General features: G+C 68.8%; 12 protein-coding genes and 4 pseudogenes. 8 read left to right on the top strand and 8 right to left on the bottom strand.

Annotated elements, in window-relative coordinates; translation table 11 throughout:
• Positions 1–316 precede the first annotated feature (316 nt).
• From CES90_RS46335 to CES90_RS46310, 6 genes and pseudogenes are all read left to right on the top strand, one after another.
• A complete protein-coding gene (locus tag CES90_RS46335; RefSeq protein WP_189788693.1) occupies positions 317–1,114 on the top strand; it encodes a peptidoglycan-binding protein in 798 nt (265 codons plus the stop codon).
• On the top strand, positions 1,111–2,001 hold the full coding sequence (locus CES90_RS46330) for a helix-turn-helix domain-containing protein (protein WP_189788694.1): 891 nt from the start codon (positions 1,111–1,113) through the stop codon (positions 1,999–2,001). The genes CES90_RS46335 and CES90_RS46330 overlap by 4 nt, the downstream gene beginning before the upstream one ends.
• A 199-nt stretch (positions 2,002–2,200) precedes the next feature.
• Positions 2,201–2,398 (top strand): annotated as a pseudogene (locus CES90_RS46325) (RNA polymerase sigma factor); the annotation flags it as partial.
• 76 nt (positions 2,399–2,474) lie between these two features.
• Positions 2,475–2,696, top strand: a pseudogene (locus tag CES90_RS46320) (transposase); the annotation flags it as partial.
• 52 nt (positions 2,697–2,748) lie between these two features.
• Positions 2,749–3,121 (top strand): annotated as a pseudogene (locus CES90_RS46315) (hypothetical protein); the annotation flags it as partial.
• A gap of 28 nt (positions 3,122–3,149) precedes the next feature.
• Positions 3,150–3,423, top strand: a pseudogene (locus tag CES90_RS46310) (tyrosine-type recombinase/integrase); the annotation flags it as partial.
• A gap of 448 nt (positions 3,424–3,871) precedes the next feature.
• Here CES90_RS46310 and CES90_RS46305 read toward each other — a convergent pair.
• The 8 genes from CES90_RS46305 to CES90_RS46275 all read right to left on the bottom strand — a co-directional run bounded on the left by CES90_RS46305 (position 3,872) and on the right by CES90_RS46275 (position 10,968).
• Complete coding sequence (locus CES90_RS46305) at positions 3,872–4,225, bottom strand: helix-turn-helix domain-containing protein (RefSeq protein WP_189788695.1); 354 nt, start codon at positions 4,223–4,225, stop codon at positions 3,872–3,874.
• 683 nt (positions 4,226–4,908) lie between these two features.
• A complete protein-coding gene (locus tag CES90_RS46300; RefSeq protein WP_189788696.1) occupies positions 4,909–5,220 on the bottom strand; it encodes an SCO5918 family protein in 312 nt (103 codons plus the stop codon).
• 6 nt (positions 5,221–5,226) lie between these two features.
• Positions 5,227–5,574: a CBS domain-containing protein gene (locus CES90_RS52305; RefSeq protein ID WP_373313646.1), complete on the bottom strand. Its 348-nt coding sequence runs from the start codon at positions 5,572–5,574 to the stop codon at positions 5,227–5,229.
• 104 nt (positions 5,575–5,678) lie between these two features.
• Complete coding sequence (locus CES90_RS46290) at positions 5,679–7,181, bottom strand: DEAD/DEAH box helicase (RefSeq protein WP_189788697.1); 1,503 nt, start codon at positions 7,179–7,181, stop codon at positions 5,679–5,681.
• A gap of 284 nt (positions 7,182–7,465) precedes the next feature.
• A complete protein-coding gene (locus CES90_RS46285; protein ID WP_093912074.1) occupies positions 7,466–7,669 on the bottom strand; it encodes a cold-shock protein in 204 nt (67 codons plus the stop codon).
• 371 nt (positions 7,670–8,040) lie between these two features.
• Positions 8,041–8,100, bottom strand: coding sequence for a hypothetical protein (locus CES90_RS51800; RefSeq protein WP_332836442.1), 60 nt, complete (start codon positions 8,098–8,100; stop codon positions 8,041–8,043).
• A gap of 206 nt (positions 8,101–8,306) precedes the next feature.
• Positions 8,307–8,774 carry a DUF5990 family protein gene (locus CES90_RS46280; RefSeq protein ID WP_189788698.1) on the bottom strand — a complete coding sequence of 156 codons (468 nt, stop codon included), beginning with the start codon at positions 8,772–8,774 and terminating at the stop codon, positions 8,307–8,309.
• A 1,087-nt stretch (positions 8,775–9,861) separates the two neighbouring features.
• Entirely contained in the window at positions 9,862–10,968 is a 1,107-nt protein-coding gene (locus tag CES90_RS46275; protein ID WP_189788699.1) for an SGNH/GDSL hydrolase family protein, read from the bottom strand.
• Between the two features lie 1,445 nt (positions 10,969–12,413).
• Between CES90_RS46275 and CES90_RS46270 the strand changes: the two genes are divergently transcribed.
• The gene (locus CES90_RS46270) at positions 12,414–12,761 is read left to right on the top strand and encodes a ricin-type beta-trefoil lectin domain protein (protein WP_229914544.1); all 348 of its coding nucleotides are present in this window, start codon (positions 12,414–12,416) and stop codon (positions 12,759–12,761) included.
• Between the two features lie 37 nt (positions 12,762–12,798).
• Positions 12,799–14,403 carry an alpha-galactosidase gene (locus CES90_RS46265; RefSeq protein ID WP_208921682.1) on the top strand — a complete coding sequence of 535 codons (1,605 nt, stop codon included), beginning with the start codon at positions 12,799–12,801 and terminating at the stop codon, positions 14,401–14,403.
• The last annotated feature ends 188 nt before the right edge of the window (positions 14,404–14,591 follow it).

Genomic DNA, 14,591 nt, shown 5'->3' with positions numbered 1-14,591 from the left:
TCCCTGATTGGCATGCGTTTGCCGGAGCCGACCGCACCCGGCCGGCTCTGCGACGAGACTGCGGGTTCGGCGTGATGTTCGGCCACAGCTGGCGCGGAAGTGACCTCATCCCGAGACGTCCCGCGCGCTGACCTGCTGAGATGTCGCCCGCCGAGTCCCTGCGGCGGGACTGCGACGAGAGGGGATGGCTGATTCCGCGCCAGGGCGGGGTCGCTCCGGGGCGGGTCCAGCTCTGTGATCCCGGTGACAGCTGATGCAGAATGAGACCGGGACACGGGGGCCGGGCCTGCGGTCCCGAACGCGAGTGGGGGGAAGCGTGTCGCGATGGAAGGAACTGCCCGCAGAACTGCATCCACACGTCCACCAGTTGATCGTGCGACTGCGCAGGCTTAAGGACCACAGCGAACTGAGCACGCGGCAACTGGCCGCGAGGACCGGGTACAGCGCGAAGTCGTGGCAGCGATATCTGAACGGCAGGTCTCTGCCGCCCCGGGAGGCCGTCGAGGCGATGGCCCGCGTCGGCGGTGACGATCCGCACCGGCTGCTGGTGATGCACGAGATCGCCGCCCAACGCTGGGCGGAGGGACGGGTGGTCACCACCGACACCCCCGAGGACTTCTCCGCGACACCGGAACACACCCCCACGGAGCAGCAGCCGTACGGGCGTCACCTGCGCGTCGCGGTCACGGCGGGAGCCGTGGTCACGGTGCTGTCCGTCTCCGCCGCGCTCCTGCTGGCCCTGCGGCTCACCGAGGCCCGTGCCCAGCTCGCGCACGACCGCAGCGATGCTGTCGCGACGGCCCTGGCCACCGTGTCGGAGTCCACGGTGCCGGTCATCTACACCTGTCGGCTGGAGCAGCGTGACGGCCGCTGGTACGCGGGCCTGAGCCGGACCACGGACATCCTCCTGTCCAACACCCACGTGGGGCTCGAAGTGGCCGAGGCGCAGTGCCTGCTGCGCCGGGCGGGTACTGAGCCAGGGGACATCGACGGCATCTTCGGCCCCAAGACGCGGCGAGCGGTCGAGCGCATGCAGAAGCAGAACGGGCTGATCGTGAACGGAGTCATCGACCCGCCCACCTGGCAGGCCCTGCGGGAGGCGGATCCGAAGTGACCGCGGAACACACCCGGCTGGTCGCGGCGCTGAGGGAGCTGCGGGCCGGTGCGGGGCTGAGCCTGGCGGCGCTGGCGGAGCGGACGGCGTACAGCAAGTCCTCGTGGGAGCGGTACCTCAACGGCAAGAGCCTGCCTCCTCGCCAGGCCGTACGGGAACTGTGCCGGCTCGCGAACGAACCGGACGGGCGGCTGCTGGCCCTGTGGGAGATCGCCGAGTCGCACTGGAGCGGACGCGCGGTGGCCCCCGCACCCGCCCCTCCCACGGACGAGTCGCCGCGGCCACAACCTCAGGAGGCGCCACCGCCCGCCGGGACCGGGCGGCGGCGACGTGGCGGGAGCAGGCTCCTGGTGGTGCTGGCGTCGGCGTACACCGTGATCGTCGGTGGTGCTGCGGCCCTGCTGTTCCTCCTGCTGCCGGACTCGGAGGCTCAGGAGGACGAACCGCTGCCGGCCTCCGTCCCGTTCTCCCTCGCTCCCCAATGCCACGGAGCCGCCTGCGAGGGCCGGGATCCGATGCGCCTGATCTGCGGCCTCGGCCCCGACACCCTCGCCTCGCACCGCACGGCCACCGGCGCCCACGTCGAGCTGCGCCACAGCAAGAAGTGCGGTGCGAGCTGGGCCCGGACCTGGGGGACCGAGATCGGCGACCGGTTGGACGTAACGGCAGGCGGCCCGACCCACGGCGTGCGCATCAGGAACAAGGACGACGCGGCAACCTTCATCTATACCGAGATGACCGAAGTCCGTCCCGGCAGCACCGTCCGGGCCTGCTTCCGGCCCGCGTCGGCCGACGGCGAACGGGAGTGCTTCGAGGCCCGCGTGGGCGGGGCCGCCACCACGACCCGGCTGCCCTCACCTCCAGTGGCGTCAGGCTCGCGCGAGTAGCGTCCGGCCCTCGGACGTGTCGATGCCGAAGTCGGGAATTCCCAGTGGGGGTGGGTAGGCGGGTGGGGAGGCCGTCGGTGGTGGTCGGAAGAGCTGGGCGTCGGGGCCCGGGGGTTGCGCGTGAGTCGCTGACTTCTTGTGGTTCGAGGGAGCCGATGCGAGGGAGCCAAGTGGCACGGCGCAGCGTGACAGGAGAGGCATGCGACCACCGGATGAACCGCGCGGCGGCCAGGGTGCGGACGAGCACGAGTTCGACGCCTTTTACGCCGCGAGCGTCGGCCGACTCATCGGCCGGCTGAATGCGATGACAGGCGACCTCGCCGAGGCGCAGGATGTGGTCCAGGAGGCTTTCGTCCGGGCCTGGGAACGCCGGGCCGAACTGGACTTGAACGGCGCCGGAGGCCGTCGCCCTGTACGTCCGGAGGAACGGGTCCAGCCTGGCCGGCCCTCCGACCGGCGGTCTGGAGATGTGCTGGACGCTTGCGGAGCAGGCCGGGGACGCGACCCCGTACGGCCTGCAGCACCTGCTGTCGAGGGCCAGGTGGGATGCCGACGCGGTACGTGACGACATCCGCGGCTTTGTCGTCGAGCGTCTGCGCCACGAGGACGCGGTGCTGGTCGTTGATGAGACCGGCGACATCAAGAAGGGCGTCGCCACGGTGGGCGTGCAGCGCCAGTACAACGGCACCGCCGGGGCCTGTACGTCAATAAGTCCTCGGTAGGCGGGTGTTGGTGGGAGCCCGGGATATGACCACGTGTCTGCCAGGCTGTCTCTCGACCCGTGCGCTGCGGGCCAAGTTCGATCAGATACTGCCGCACGTCGACGAGCGCCTGTCGGCTGTACCTGGCCGGCGAGGCCACCGCCATCGGCCACGGCGGGATCACTCGAGTCGCCGCCGCCTCCGGCACCACCAGTACCACCAGTACCACCAGTACCACCAGTACCACCAGTACCGCCACGATCGCGCGCGGTATGGCCGAGTTGGCCGGTTGCTCCGTGCCGACCCTACGGATCCGGGCTCCAGGTGCCGGCCGCAAGCGGCTGCCAGACACCGACTCCGGTCTGCTGCCGACGCTGGAGTCGCTGATCGAGCCGCACACCCGAGGCGACCCCGTCTCCCTTTGCGCCGGCCACCTTGTCGCTGCGACCCGATGGGCTGCTCTTCGTCGGTGAGAAGGGTGCGGCCCTTCGAGGCACCTCCTTCGGCCGTAAGCGACGGCGCGCCCGCGCGGTCGTCGGTCTGAAGGACGGTGGTTCGCGCGGGCCAGTCCTCCGAGAAGGCCGCGCTGCTCTATCAGCACTCCGACGAGGAGCGGCAGCGCGAGGTGACGGCCGGGCTCGACGAGATGGTGCGCGCCGAGCGTGCGAAGCACCACGAGGACAACCCCGCGCACCACAAGGAGGACGCCACCGGAAGCTAACCGAGAGCTCATGGTGCGGTTGTGGTGCGCTACCCGCTCACCGGTCTGGACAACAAAGAACCCCCGGGCCGCTGGCCTGGGGGTTTCATCATGGAGCGGGTGACGAGAATCGAACTCGCGCTCTCAGCTTGGGAAGCGACGGCGCTTGGAAGGCGACGTGGTCGTTGACCTGCACTTATGTGGCTTGCGGGTAGCGCTGTGTGAGTCCCGGCTCGTACCGCTGTCGACCGTTGTCGTCCCCTGTTACGGGCACGCTGGGGGCACGGCGTCGCAGTGGGGGAGTCCGACTGGCGATCTTCGCGGGCGCCAAGACCGCCGTCGACCGCGGAGGCGCCGCCGCCTGCTGCCGGGAGGCTGACCCGCGGGGCACGACCTGCTGTCCCAGGCGGGCGCTCAGGGGCGATCGGGCGTCGCGCGTGTTCGAGCCGACCGGCACGCGCCCACGTGATCAGCTGTCACCGGGAAGGGAGCTGTCGGGCGCCTCGTGCTCGGCACGGCTCCGGTACTCGGCGTTGATGCGCTGAGCTTCCTCGAGCTGGTCCTCAAGGATGACGATGCGGCATGCAGCCTCGATCGGGGTGCCCCTGTCGACGAGCTCGCGGGCACGCGCAGCGATCCGTAGTTGGTAGCGGGAGTACCGGCGGTGTCCGCCCTCCGAGCGAAGCGGAGTGATCAGACGGGCCTCACCGATGGCTCGGAGGAAAGCCGGGGTGGTTCCGAGCATCTCGGCGGCCCGCCCCATGGTGTATGCGGGGTAGTCGTCGTCGTCCAGACGATCACTGAGGGGGATATCTGCTGTCATGTCACCTCGTTGCGCAACGCGTCGAGGGGCCCTGGTGCCGTGCGGCACCAGGGCCCCGAAGGAAATTCAACACCATCTGTCGGCCCTATTGCTGTGCCGACCTTCTGTTTCCGCTACCAGCCCTGCAGAAGGGGGGGTGCGGGGATCGCGGCTGCGTGACCGGGGACCACCTTCCAATCCGGGGTCTTGCGGTACCCGGCCGAGTGCTTCCCGGGCCGGGCGATCCTGATGGCGTCTGCGTCCTCCGTCCTTTCTCTGAACCAACCGCTTGGTGAACTGGTACTGCGGTACTGCTGTCGGCGGCCCCTCGACCTGCGGGCCGCCCAGTGTGGCCCTCAGCCCCGTCACCGTTCTACGAACACTTGGCTTCGGGACTCCAGAGCCGCACTGGCCTGCGAACTTCATGTACTGCAACCCGCCAGTTCGTGTCTGCCGGGTTTCGCTTGACCGGTGTCAACGAGAAAAAGGCTAACCGTGCCAGGGCCTAATGTCTACTCTGGCAAGAGTAGATTTCAGCTCTTTGGAGGAATAGATAGCTTGTGACCTGCAACAACGGGTGACGCAGGCCGTTGTGGCGGGCGATCCAGTCGCGGAGAACGGGCGGCGAGACGGCCGTGAGGGCCCTGCCGACACATGTCGGCAGGGCCCTCACGGCGATCCTGATGGCGGTTTGCCGCCCGGCTTCATACGCCCATGGAGGCGGCGCCGAGCAGTGCCGACGCGGTCTGGAGCGGAGTCGGGACACGCACGGGCGCGGCGTCGGGGCGGGCATGGCAGGTGAAGCCGAGGCGGGTCATGGCCCGGATGACTTCGCCGCCGGTGAAGTCGCGGCGGTCCTGTCGGGTGATGACCTGGCCCACCTGCTTGACGGGGTAGCGGCGGCGGCCGATGGTCACGGACTCACCCGTGACGATCTCGGGCGTGACGCCCCTCATCGAGGCCAGCACTCCGCTCTTGGTCAGGTCGAACGGGTACCGGGCGATGACAAAGCGCATGAGCCCTCACAGAGAGATGGAGACGGGCTGAGGGAAGGAGAACGAACTGATCGGGGCGGGGCGGGGCGGATCAGCGGGAGAGAACGAGGACGCCTGGGGGCGGCCGTGTTCCCCGACGGCGACGGGCCGAGGGGCGGGCGAGGTGAACGGTCCGTCGAGGACGTCCCGTAGACGGAGTCGGTCCGTGTACGTGGAACATCGGCGGTGCACGGCGAGTTCGGCCCTGCTGATCGAGCCCGTGCACTCGTCGTCCCCGTCGCACAGGAGGAGGTACTCGACACCGGCACTGGCCATGACGGCCAGGGCGACCTCGACGGTCATGTCGTCCCGGACCCGGGGCCCGGCCGCGTCCATGTCGTCGACTGCGCTCCTGGGGGAGGTAACCGTTCGTTGCCGCTGCGTCTGTACCGGTGTCAAAGCTGTCTCCTCGGGGATGCGTGAGCTTCTGATCGATGCCTCTAGGCAGCCGGGTCGAAGGCGGGCCGCTGCGTCCTGCGCCGCCCCGCTCGTCCGGTGGCGCGCCCCTGGGCGGGGCGGGCGCGGCGGCCTCGGGGCGAGGAAGCCGCGGACGACCCGGCTCGGTGGGGGCGTTCCGCGACGGGGGCGGTGATGACGACGGGAATTCCGGAAGGGGCCTGGGCCCCGGTGATGCGGCTCAGTTCCGCCTCACCCGAACGTACCGGGGTGATCCGGGGGGTGATGGCGGCTGAAGCCATCAGCCGGCTCATGCCGCGGCGCTGGTCGGGGGTGACGAGGGTGACGACGCTGCCGGACTCGCCGGCGCGGGCGGTGCGGCCGCCGCGGTGCAGGTAGTCCTTGTGGTCGGTGGGCGGATCGACGTTGACGACCAGGTCGAGATTGTCGACGTGGATGCCGCGGGCGGCGACGTTCGTCGCCACCAGTACCGTCACATGCCCGGTCTTGAACTGGGCGAGGGTCCGGGTGCGCTGGGGCTGGGACTTGCCGCCGTGCAGGGCCGCAGCGCGGATGCCGCTGTTCAGCAGGTGCTTGGTGAGCCGGTCCACGGCGTGCTTGGTGTCCAGGAACATGATCACCCGGCCGTCCCGGGCCGCGATCTCGGTCGCCGTCCGCTGCTTGTCCGCCTCGTGCACGTGGAGTACGTGGTGCTCCATCGTGGTGACCGCTCCCGCGGAGGGGTCGACGGAGTGGACCACCGGGTCGGTCAGGTAGCGGCGGACGAGCAGGTCGACGTTGCGGTCCAGGGTGGCGGAGAAGAGCATCCGCTGTCCTTCGGGCCGCACCTGATCGAGCAGGGCGGTGACCTGCGGCATGAAGCCCATGTCGGCCATCTGGTCGGCCTCGTCGAGGACGGTGATGGCGACGTCGTCCAGCCGGCAGTCGCCACGGCCGATGAGGTCCTTGAGCCGACCCGGCGTCGCGACGACGACCTCTGCCCCGGCCCGCAGCGCCCCGGCCTGCCTGCCGATGGACATCCCGCCGACCACGGTCGCCAGCCGCAGCCGCACGGAGCGGGCGTACGGGGTGAGCGCGTCGGTCACTTGCTGGGCCAGCTCGCGGGTGGGGACGAGGACCAAGGCAAGCGGCTGCCGTGATTCCGCGCGCCGGCCCGCTGTACGGGCCAGCATCGCAAGACCGAAGGCGAGGGTCTTGCCCGACCCGGTACGGCCGCGGCCGAGCACATCACGTCCGGCGAGGGAGTTCGGCAGGGTCGCTCCCTGGATGGGGAACGGTACGGTCACGCCCTCGTGCCCGAGCGCGGCCAGCAACGGCGCCGGCAGGGCGAGGTCGGCGAACGACTCGACGGCGGGCAATGCGGGCGTGATCGTCTTCGGCAGCGCGAACTCGCCCTGGCGTGCGGCCGGCCGACGTTCGTAGCCGTTGGAACGCCGCGGCGCTCCCGAGCGCTGAGCGGCAGACCCCCGGGAGCGGTCGTAGGTGCGGGTTGTGCGGGTCGTGAGTGCGGTGCGTGCGCGGTTCAAGCGGAACCTTTCCTCGATGTGAGCACGTTGGCACGTAGCAAGGAGATTCCGCAGCAAAATGAATGGCGCAGAGAATCGCGAGAACGGGCCGGAGGTGATGGGCGCCGATTCGGATCGACGGGGGAATGCGTCACCGTTCGGTGATGCGGTGATGCGGTGATGCGGTGATGCGGTGATGCGGTGATGCGGTGAGGCATTCCCGTCATGCGCCCTGAAATGCAGCGAGCTGGGGCCCGCACCCCAAGGTGCGGGCCCCAGCTGCGAAGTATGCGTTGCCGCCGGTGTCAGGCAGGAACGATGTTCTCGGCCGTCGGGCCCTTCTGGCCCTGCCCGATGTCGAACGACACCTTCTGGCCTTCCTGCAGCTCGCGGAAGCCCTGGGTGGCGATGTTCGAGTAGTGGGCGAAGACGTCGGCGCCGCCGCCGTCCTGCTCGATGAAGCCGAAGCCCTTTTCCGCGTTGAACCACTTCACTGTGCCAGTAGCCATGTCATTTCCCCTTCGGGGACGATATACGGAATTCGCCCTGTGCGAATTCCGCGCCGCCGTGCTGATTAACCCGTCGGAAAATGAACCTTCTGGCAACCACACCTGCAACTGAGATCGACATTAGCATGCCGCGAACGGCCCTGCGCGGGAAATGATTCCGCCAGGGTCGGTGATCGAGGAATACTCGCTGCGTGCCGCACCTATTTCTCACTTCACGGATACAGATATTGATCCGCGCGGATGCAGTGTTCCTGCCGAGCGCTTCCGGCCACAGCGCCATGACCTCCGGCGATGAGCCATGCGCCGCTGCCATCGTCATCAGCGGATGGGGCAACGGGCACCCCGCTGAGACCCCACTACCGCGATGAAGGTCACATCGGCCAGAAGGGCACGACGCCGACGGCCGCAGCCACGGCGGTTCCCGTGAGCACCCCGCGTCGTCAACCGGACGGGTGGCCGGTTCGTCGGTCAGGTGCTTTCGCCAGGCTGTCGGGCGGCGTTCCGCCCGTACGGCGACGACATCGTGCCGCGCCTGCCGCCACGAGAATCGCTGTGTCTCGCTCAGCCTCACCACCGGTGAGCACTGACCGCGGGTGGCGCGCAGGCGATGCCGGCGAGGGATGGTATGCAACCGCTCTCAGTCGGCGCGTGCGGCGGTCCAGGTGATGTGCGGGGGCTCGACGCGTCCGCACAGGGGCCCGCCCTGCGCGTCGGTCAAGCCGAGTCGTCCGACCAGCAGCCCGTCGCGTGCGGCGGTGGCGAGTAGGTCGGCGGGGATGACGTCGAGCATGAGCTTGGCGCGGCGGAACATCGTGAAGGTGCCCGACTCGTCGACCGTGCCCCACGACAGGTAGATGAACCGTCGGCCCAGACGGTCCTGCACATAGGGCCCTTTGACCTCGGTGCCGGTCGGCGAGGAACTGGTGGTGCACTCCAGGGTCCATGTCGCCGACGGTGCGTCGCCGGGCTGTGGCTCCAGGAGTTCGGCCGGACGGTCGCGGCGTTGCACGGCGATGTGGATGTTCCCGTAGGCGGGCACTTTGCCGTCGACGGAGGCGGGGCGGGTGAGCCCGGGCAGGTCGACGGCGTCGATGCGGATACGCATGGCGGCCGTCCCCCTCTCGCCCGTCGCTGACCTCCGGCTTGACGGAATACTCACACGCAGAGTCGCCCCGCTTCATTGCCGTGTTCCGGCAACTTTACGCGTCTTTGATGCCGGGTCGCGAGCCCCTCGGCTGAGGCGGCATGAGCGGCCGGGCAAGGAGCGGAAAGCCGCCGGCGAGAACAGTGAAGCGAGTCCCCCGTGTGCGGCCAGGCCGGCGGAGTCGCCCGCGAGACCTCCCAGGTGCTGGGCAAGGTGTTCACTGCCCTGCGCAGCGAGGGAACGCGGCCTGCCGATGCGGCGCGCGAGATTCACCTGCGGCCTGCCGATCTCGACGACCTGATCATAGGGCTTGTTGTCACCGCGCAGGAGGGAGAGAGGCAACGGCACGGAGGTGGACACAATCGGCCGCAGCTGTCTGTGGTCCGCTGACATGTCGTCCGGCGGGATCGAGGACCGGATCCGGGCTTGCTCACCGACCTCGGCGTGGGCCCCAGCACGTGACACCCGCTACGGCTGTGCGCCTCCCTACGCCGCAGCCTGACGACGAGGCGGCGTTGGGGGAGCCGTCGGCGAAGGGACCGCGCACGCCTCATCCGGGAACTGCTGCTTTGCGTAAGCGACTTCGCAGCCACGGCATGCAGCAGTGGCGCAGGTCGCACGAAATACGTCTCGCCGTTTGAGCGGTTTGAGGGGCTTGAGGGGTGAGTTTTGGACTAGACAACAAACAAACCCCAGGTCGCTGACCTGGGGTTTCATCATGGAGCGGGTGACGAGAATCGAACTCGCGCTCTCAGCTTGGGAAGCGACGGTGCTTGGGCGGGCCGTATGGCTCTGACGTGCGCAGATGGCTTTCGCTCGGGCGGTCGTGCGGGTCGGATCGCACCGCTGTCAACCGTGGTCGCCCCACTCGCACAACGCGTCGATCAGCCGGTCGCTGCCGCCGCCCGTGCGGTCGTCTCAGGGCGTCGCCGTCAGGCGACCGGGCCACTGACGCCGGTCATGGCGGGCGCCGCACCCGGCGGTGCCCGCCACCGATGTTCTCCCAGGACCGGCGCCTGGAAAGGGGCTCGGGTCCTGGGAGCGGGGGTCAGCCGGCGGTCAGAGTGGTCCACTTCTGGTTGGAGCCGCCGTGGCAGTCCCACAGCACGAGCTGCGTGCCGTCGGTCGTGGAGGAGCCCGGGTCGTCGAGGCAGCGGCCGGAGGCGGGGTTGCGGTAGCCGCCGTTGTAGGGCTGCCAGACCTGGTTGGTGCCGCCGTGGCAGGTCCAGAGCTGCACCTTGGTGCCGTTGGCGGTGCCAAAGCCGGCGGCGTCGAGGCACTTGCCCATGGAGCGCAGGGTGCCGTTGGTGTAGAGCGACCAGAGCTGGTTGGCAGCGCCGTTGCAGCTCCAGATCTGGACGGCGGTCCCGTCGGCGGTGCCGGCGCCGTTGACGTCCATGCACTTGCCGGCGATGCCGGACTGCACGGGGGCGGGGGCGGGGGCGGGGTCCTTCAGCCACCCGGCGCTGTCCGCGGTCTGGATGCCGCGGTGGAAGGCGTCGGCCATTTTCTGGTAACCCGCGTCGTTGGGATGCAGGGGGTCGTCCAGGTCGGCCGGGGTCAGGCTGCTCATGTCGACGTAGGCGACGTGCTTGCCCGCGGCCTGTGCGTCGCTGACGATCTGGGGGATGGCCTGGTTGTACGTGCCCCGCCACTGCTCCTCCGAGCTGTTGGTGGACACGACCAGGGAGGCGACGAGGACGGTTGCGTCGGGGACGTCGGCGGTGATCTGGTTGACCAGTGACTTCAGCTCGGCGATGGCGGCGTTGGGCCCGGAGGCGCCTATGAGGTCGTTGGTGCCGATGTGCAGCGTCACGACGTTGGGCTGGTAACGGGTCAGCGAGGCGTCGGCGAGTGCGGCGATCTCGTTGATGTGGTATCCGGGGTGGCCTTCGTTGTCGGGGTCGGACATCGAACCGCCCCGCACCGTGCCCACGAAGTCCAGCGGATGGCCGTCCGCCGCAAGCTTGTCCCACAACGGCTTCCGGTAGCCGTTGCCCGTACTGCTTCCCACACCCCAGGTGATCGAGTCACCCAACGGCATGACCCGCAAGGGGGTGTTGGAGGCGGCGGAGGCGGGGGCCACGCCTGCCGCCGTCACTCCGAGCGCGGCAGCGACCAGCGTGACCAGGGGCAGTATCCAACTCTTTCTCATGCAGGCGTCCTCTTCTGCGAGTGAGTGCTGAATCAGCGGGGGTGAACGCCGTTCGTGTCAGCAACTCGGCAGTCGTGCCGCCCCATCGGCGTGGGCGTCGGCGACCGCCAGACGTACTGGCAGGAACGGCGTGGGTGGGAAGTCTCTTGCGCTGTGAGCGCTGACAACGCCGCATCCGCCCGGCGTCCCGTCCGCTCCGGCCGTCCTGTGCTGAGCGGTCGGCCCGGACCGGTTCACCAGAGCATCCGTAGAGATACCACGCTGATCCACATCTGGGACATCCCATGAATGCCAGAAATTTGAGAGCGGTGCCGCAGAGGCGACTTCTGTGCCACTTCGTCCCGTTGTCGCTGCTCCTATGGGCTGTTCGCCGCCCTCTCTCTCCGGCACTGGCCCGCTGGCATCCGATGTCTGGTTGCTGGGGCTCGACCCGCCGATCGCGCCCCGTCCAGGGTCGGCTCCCCGTCGTGCTGGATCAGCACACGGCCCGCAAACCAGGTCGAGGCCCGCCGTCACCACCCCGACCGGGCACGCACCCTCCCGAAGCCGTCGCGACCCCGGCGACGTCGCCGCACAGCCCGAGACCATCGCCGCACAACCCGTGGCCACCCCCACGAACCAGTACCTCGGCACGAGCCCCCAATGGCGCGCAATCCAACATGGTCAAACATCAGATCCGACAAAAGTCTTGACCCTCGCAACCCCTCATCCATACGCTCGGCCCGCCATCAAGCCCTTCGAGTAATCCGGATGGCACCGGCCGCCCCTCTGACCGCGTGATCACGTCTTCACCCGACTCTGAGTCGATCCGGCCGAGCAGACCTTTTGGGGGCGCTCCCGCCCCTCGGTGTGCCGGTCACCCACCATGTCGTGGCCGCCCGCCGTCCCCACCCACGGCCGGCCACGCAGAGCACCGTGACGGAGGAAACGTGAAGAGACCGAGCGGTCACCTTTCGAGACGGCCGGGCTCAGCCGCACTGTCGGGCCCGGAGGGCGCTGTCATCTCTGACGCGATGAGCCGCGGGAAAGCAATGGTCATGCACACCGATGTGCGTACGTGTGGGCCGACCGCCCATCCATCGGTGAGACGGTCGATCGCCGTGACGGCGGTTGCGTCGCTGTCTCCCCGGTTCCTCGCCGCGAAATTAGTACGAGCCCGGCGACCTCAAGGGCAACCTCACCGCGACCTGGCACTCCTGCAGCTTCAACACGTGTGACACCGCCTCCTGTTGGAACAGCCAGATCGCCCCGGTCATCGCCAGCAGCCCGCTGGTCACCGGCTAGATCGGGCAGGGCGACTGCGGTGACAGCTGCATCAACCCGCTGATGAGCCGGCTGGACGGTCAGAAGTCCGGGTACCTCGCCTGGACCTGGAACACCTGGAACCGCGCCAGTGACAACGTACTGATCAACGACTGCTCCAGAACCCCCACCGCGTCCGGCAGGTGCCTGGATGTGCCGACTGCTTCGACCACGCCGGGCAAGCAGTCGGAGATCCGGGACTGCCATGGCGGTGCCCATCAGATCTTCATGCGGACGTCCTCGGCTCAGCTGACGGTGTACTCCGGTGCCAGTCAGCTGGGCCTGGGCGCGTACGACGACCAGACGGCCCCGGGCACAGGGTTCAGACCTGGACGTGCACGGGCGGTGCCGACCAACAGTGGAGCTTCAACTCCCACGGCACCATCACCGGCCTGCAATCAGGCCTGCCCCTGGAGGTGGCCGGAACCTCCACCGCCAGCGGTGCCCTGCTCGACTGGGGATCCTGCAACGGCGGCAGCAACCGGCAATGACAACTCGGCTGACACTCACACCCCCTGGAAGGTTGCGATGCGACTGACCCCACCCTCGTTCCTGCGACGCGCGGACCGGTACAGACGCGGCAGGCTGCGCGCCGTGCTCGTGGCCTGTGCTCTGGCCCTGCCCGTCGCGCCGGTGGCCGTGACGGCCGTCGCGACGCCGGCCGCGGCGCTGGACAACGGTCTGGCCAAGACCCCGCCGATGGGCTGGAACAACTACAACGCCTACGGCAACAACCCCACCGAAGAGCTGATCAAGCAGACCGCGCTGGAGATGCGCAACAACGGCATGCTGGCGGCCGGTTACGAGTACGTCAACATCGACGACGCGTGGATGGCGCCGAACCGGGACGCCAACGGCAACCTGGTGCCCGACCCGGTGAGGTTCCCCAACGGCATCAAGGCCGTCGCCGACTACGTGCACTCCCTTGGCATGAAGCTCGGCATCTACGCGGACGGCGGCACCAAGACCTGCGCCGGCATGCCCGGCAGCCTCGGTTTCGAGACGCAGGACGCGAAACTGTTCGCCTCCTGGGGTATCGACCTGCTCAAGTACGACAACTGCAACAACAACGGGATCAGCAACCAGACCCGGTACACCGCGATGAGCGACGCGCTCAAGGCCACCGGGCGCCCGATCCTGTTCAGCCTGTGCAACTGGGGCCAGGACAACGTGTGGACCTGGGGTCCGAACATCGGCAACATGTGGCGCACCAGCGGTGACATCGCCGACACCTACGCCAGCTTCCTGGCGAACTACCGCAGCAACGTGAACCTGGCCGCGTACGCCGGGCCCGGGGGCTGGAACGACCCCGACATGCTGGAGACCGGCAACGGCGGCATGACCGCGACCGAGTACCGGAGCCAGTTCAGCCTGTGGGCCCAGATGGCCGCCCCCCTGATCTCCGGCAGCAAGATCATCGGTGCGAGCCAGGAGACCCTGTCGATCCTGACCAACAAGGCGGTCATCGCCGTCAACCAGGACCCCCTGGGCAAGCAGGGCACCATGGTCTCCTCCTCTGGCGGCCTGGACGTGCTGGCCAAGCCGCTCGCCAACGGCGACGTGTCGGTCGTGCTGTTCAACGAGACCAACTCCACCGCGACCATCACCACCAGCGCCTCGGCCGTCGGCAAGACCGGCGCCTCCGACTACACGCTCACCAACCTGTGGACCGGCGCGACGTCCACCACCACCGGCACCATCAGCGCCAGCGTGCCGGCGCACGGCACGGTGATGTACCGGGTCGCGGGTGGCACCGGCGCCACCACAGGTCCGGTCCACGCCATCGGTTCGGGCAAGTGCCTTGACGTGCCCGGCTTTTCGCAGACCAACGGCACCCAGACGCAGATCTGGGACTGCAACGGCGGCACGAACCAGCGCGCCGCCGTCGGCCGTGCGCAGCGCGAACGCCTGCGGCGGACCCGGCTTCACCGTGCGGACCAACTGGGTTCCCTTGCCGCGCAACACCCGCAACGCGGCCTTGAAGCCGTTGCCGAGCTGGTCGTCCAGCACGGCGCTCGTGCCGAAGATGTCCCTGCCCGCGACGTCCTGCTTGTAGTGGGCGAAGATCCGCTGGGCGAGCTCGTCGGGCTGCAGGGCAAGGTCGCCGAAATCGTTCACCGCCGTGGCCGCTGATGCGCCGTTGAGCGTGACGGCAGGCACCTGCACATCCGCCGGCGGGGTGAGTGAGTACGCCGCCAGCCAAGGGGCGCCCTTATCCTGCCGCTTGAATACGGTGTAGGTCTGGTTCGTCGCCACCACCCCGCCGTGCAGGCGGGTACTGATGGACACAAACCAGGGCAGGTCGGCGCTTCTTGACGGGA

The sequence above is a fragment of the Streptomyces capitiformicae genome (assembly GCF_002214185.1).
GTDB classification, from domain to species: Bacteria; Actinomycetota; Actinomycetes; order Streptomycetales; family Streptomycetaceae; genus Streptomyces; species Streptomyces capitiformicae.
This window is presented reverse-complemented; position numbering and strand designations above follow the sequence as displayed.

What these genes read in the sequence shown, in the direction of transcription:
- CES90_RS46280 (WP_189788698.1), bottom strand. Translation starts at nt 8,774, where the DNA reads ATGCGTATCCGCATCGACGCCGTCGACCTGCCCGGGCTCACCCGCCCC.
- CES90_RS46275 (WP_189788699.1), bottom strand. Translation starts at nt 10,968, where the DNA reads ATGAGAAAGAGTTGGATACTGCCCCTGGTCACGCTGGTCGCTGCCGCG.
- CES90_RS46265 (WP_208921682.1), top strand. Translation starts at nt 12,799, where the DNA reads ATGCGACTGACCCCACCCTCGTTCCTGCGACGCGCGGACCGGTACAGA.
- CES90_RS52305 (WP_373313646.1), bottom strand. Translation starts at nt 5,574, where the DNA reads ATGGACGCGGCCGGGCCCCGGGTCCGGGACGACATGACCGTCGAGGTC.
- CES90_RS46305 (WP_189788695.1), bottom strand. Translation starts at nt 4,225, where the DNA reads ATGACAGCAGATATCCCCCTCAGTGATCGTCTGGACGACGACGACTAC.
- CES90_RS46300 (WP_189788696.1), bottom strand. Translation starts at nt 5,220, where the DNA reads ATGCGCTTTGTCATCGCCCGGTACCCGTTCGACCTGACCAAGAGCGGA.
- CES90_RS46285 (WP_093912074.1), bottom strand. Translation starts at nt 7,669, where the DNA reads ATGGCTACTGGCACAGTGAAGTGGTTCAACGCGGAAAAGGGCTTCGGC.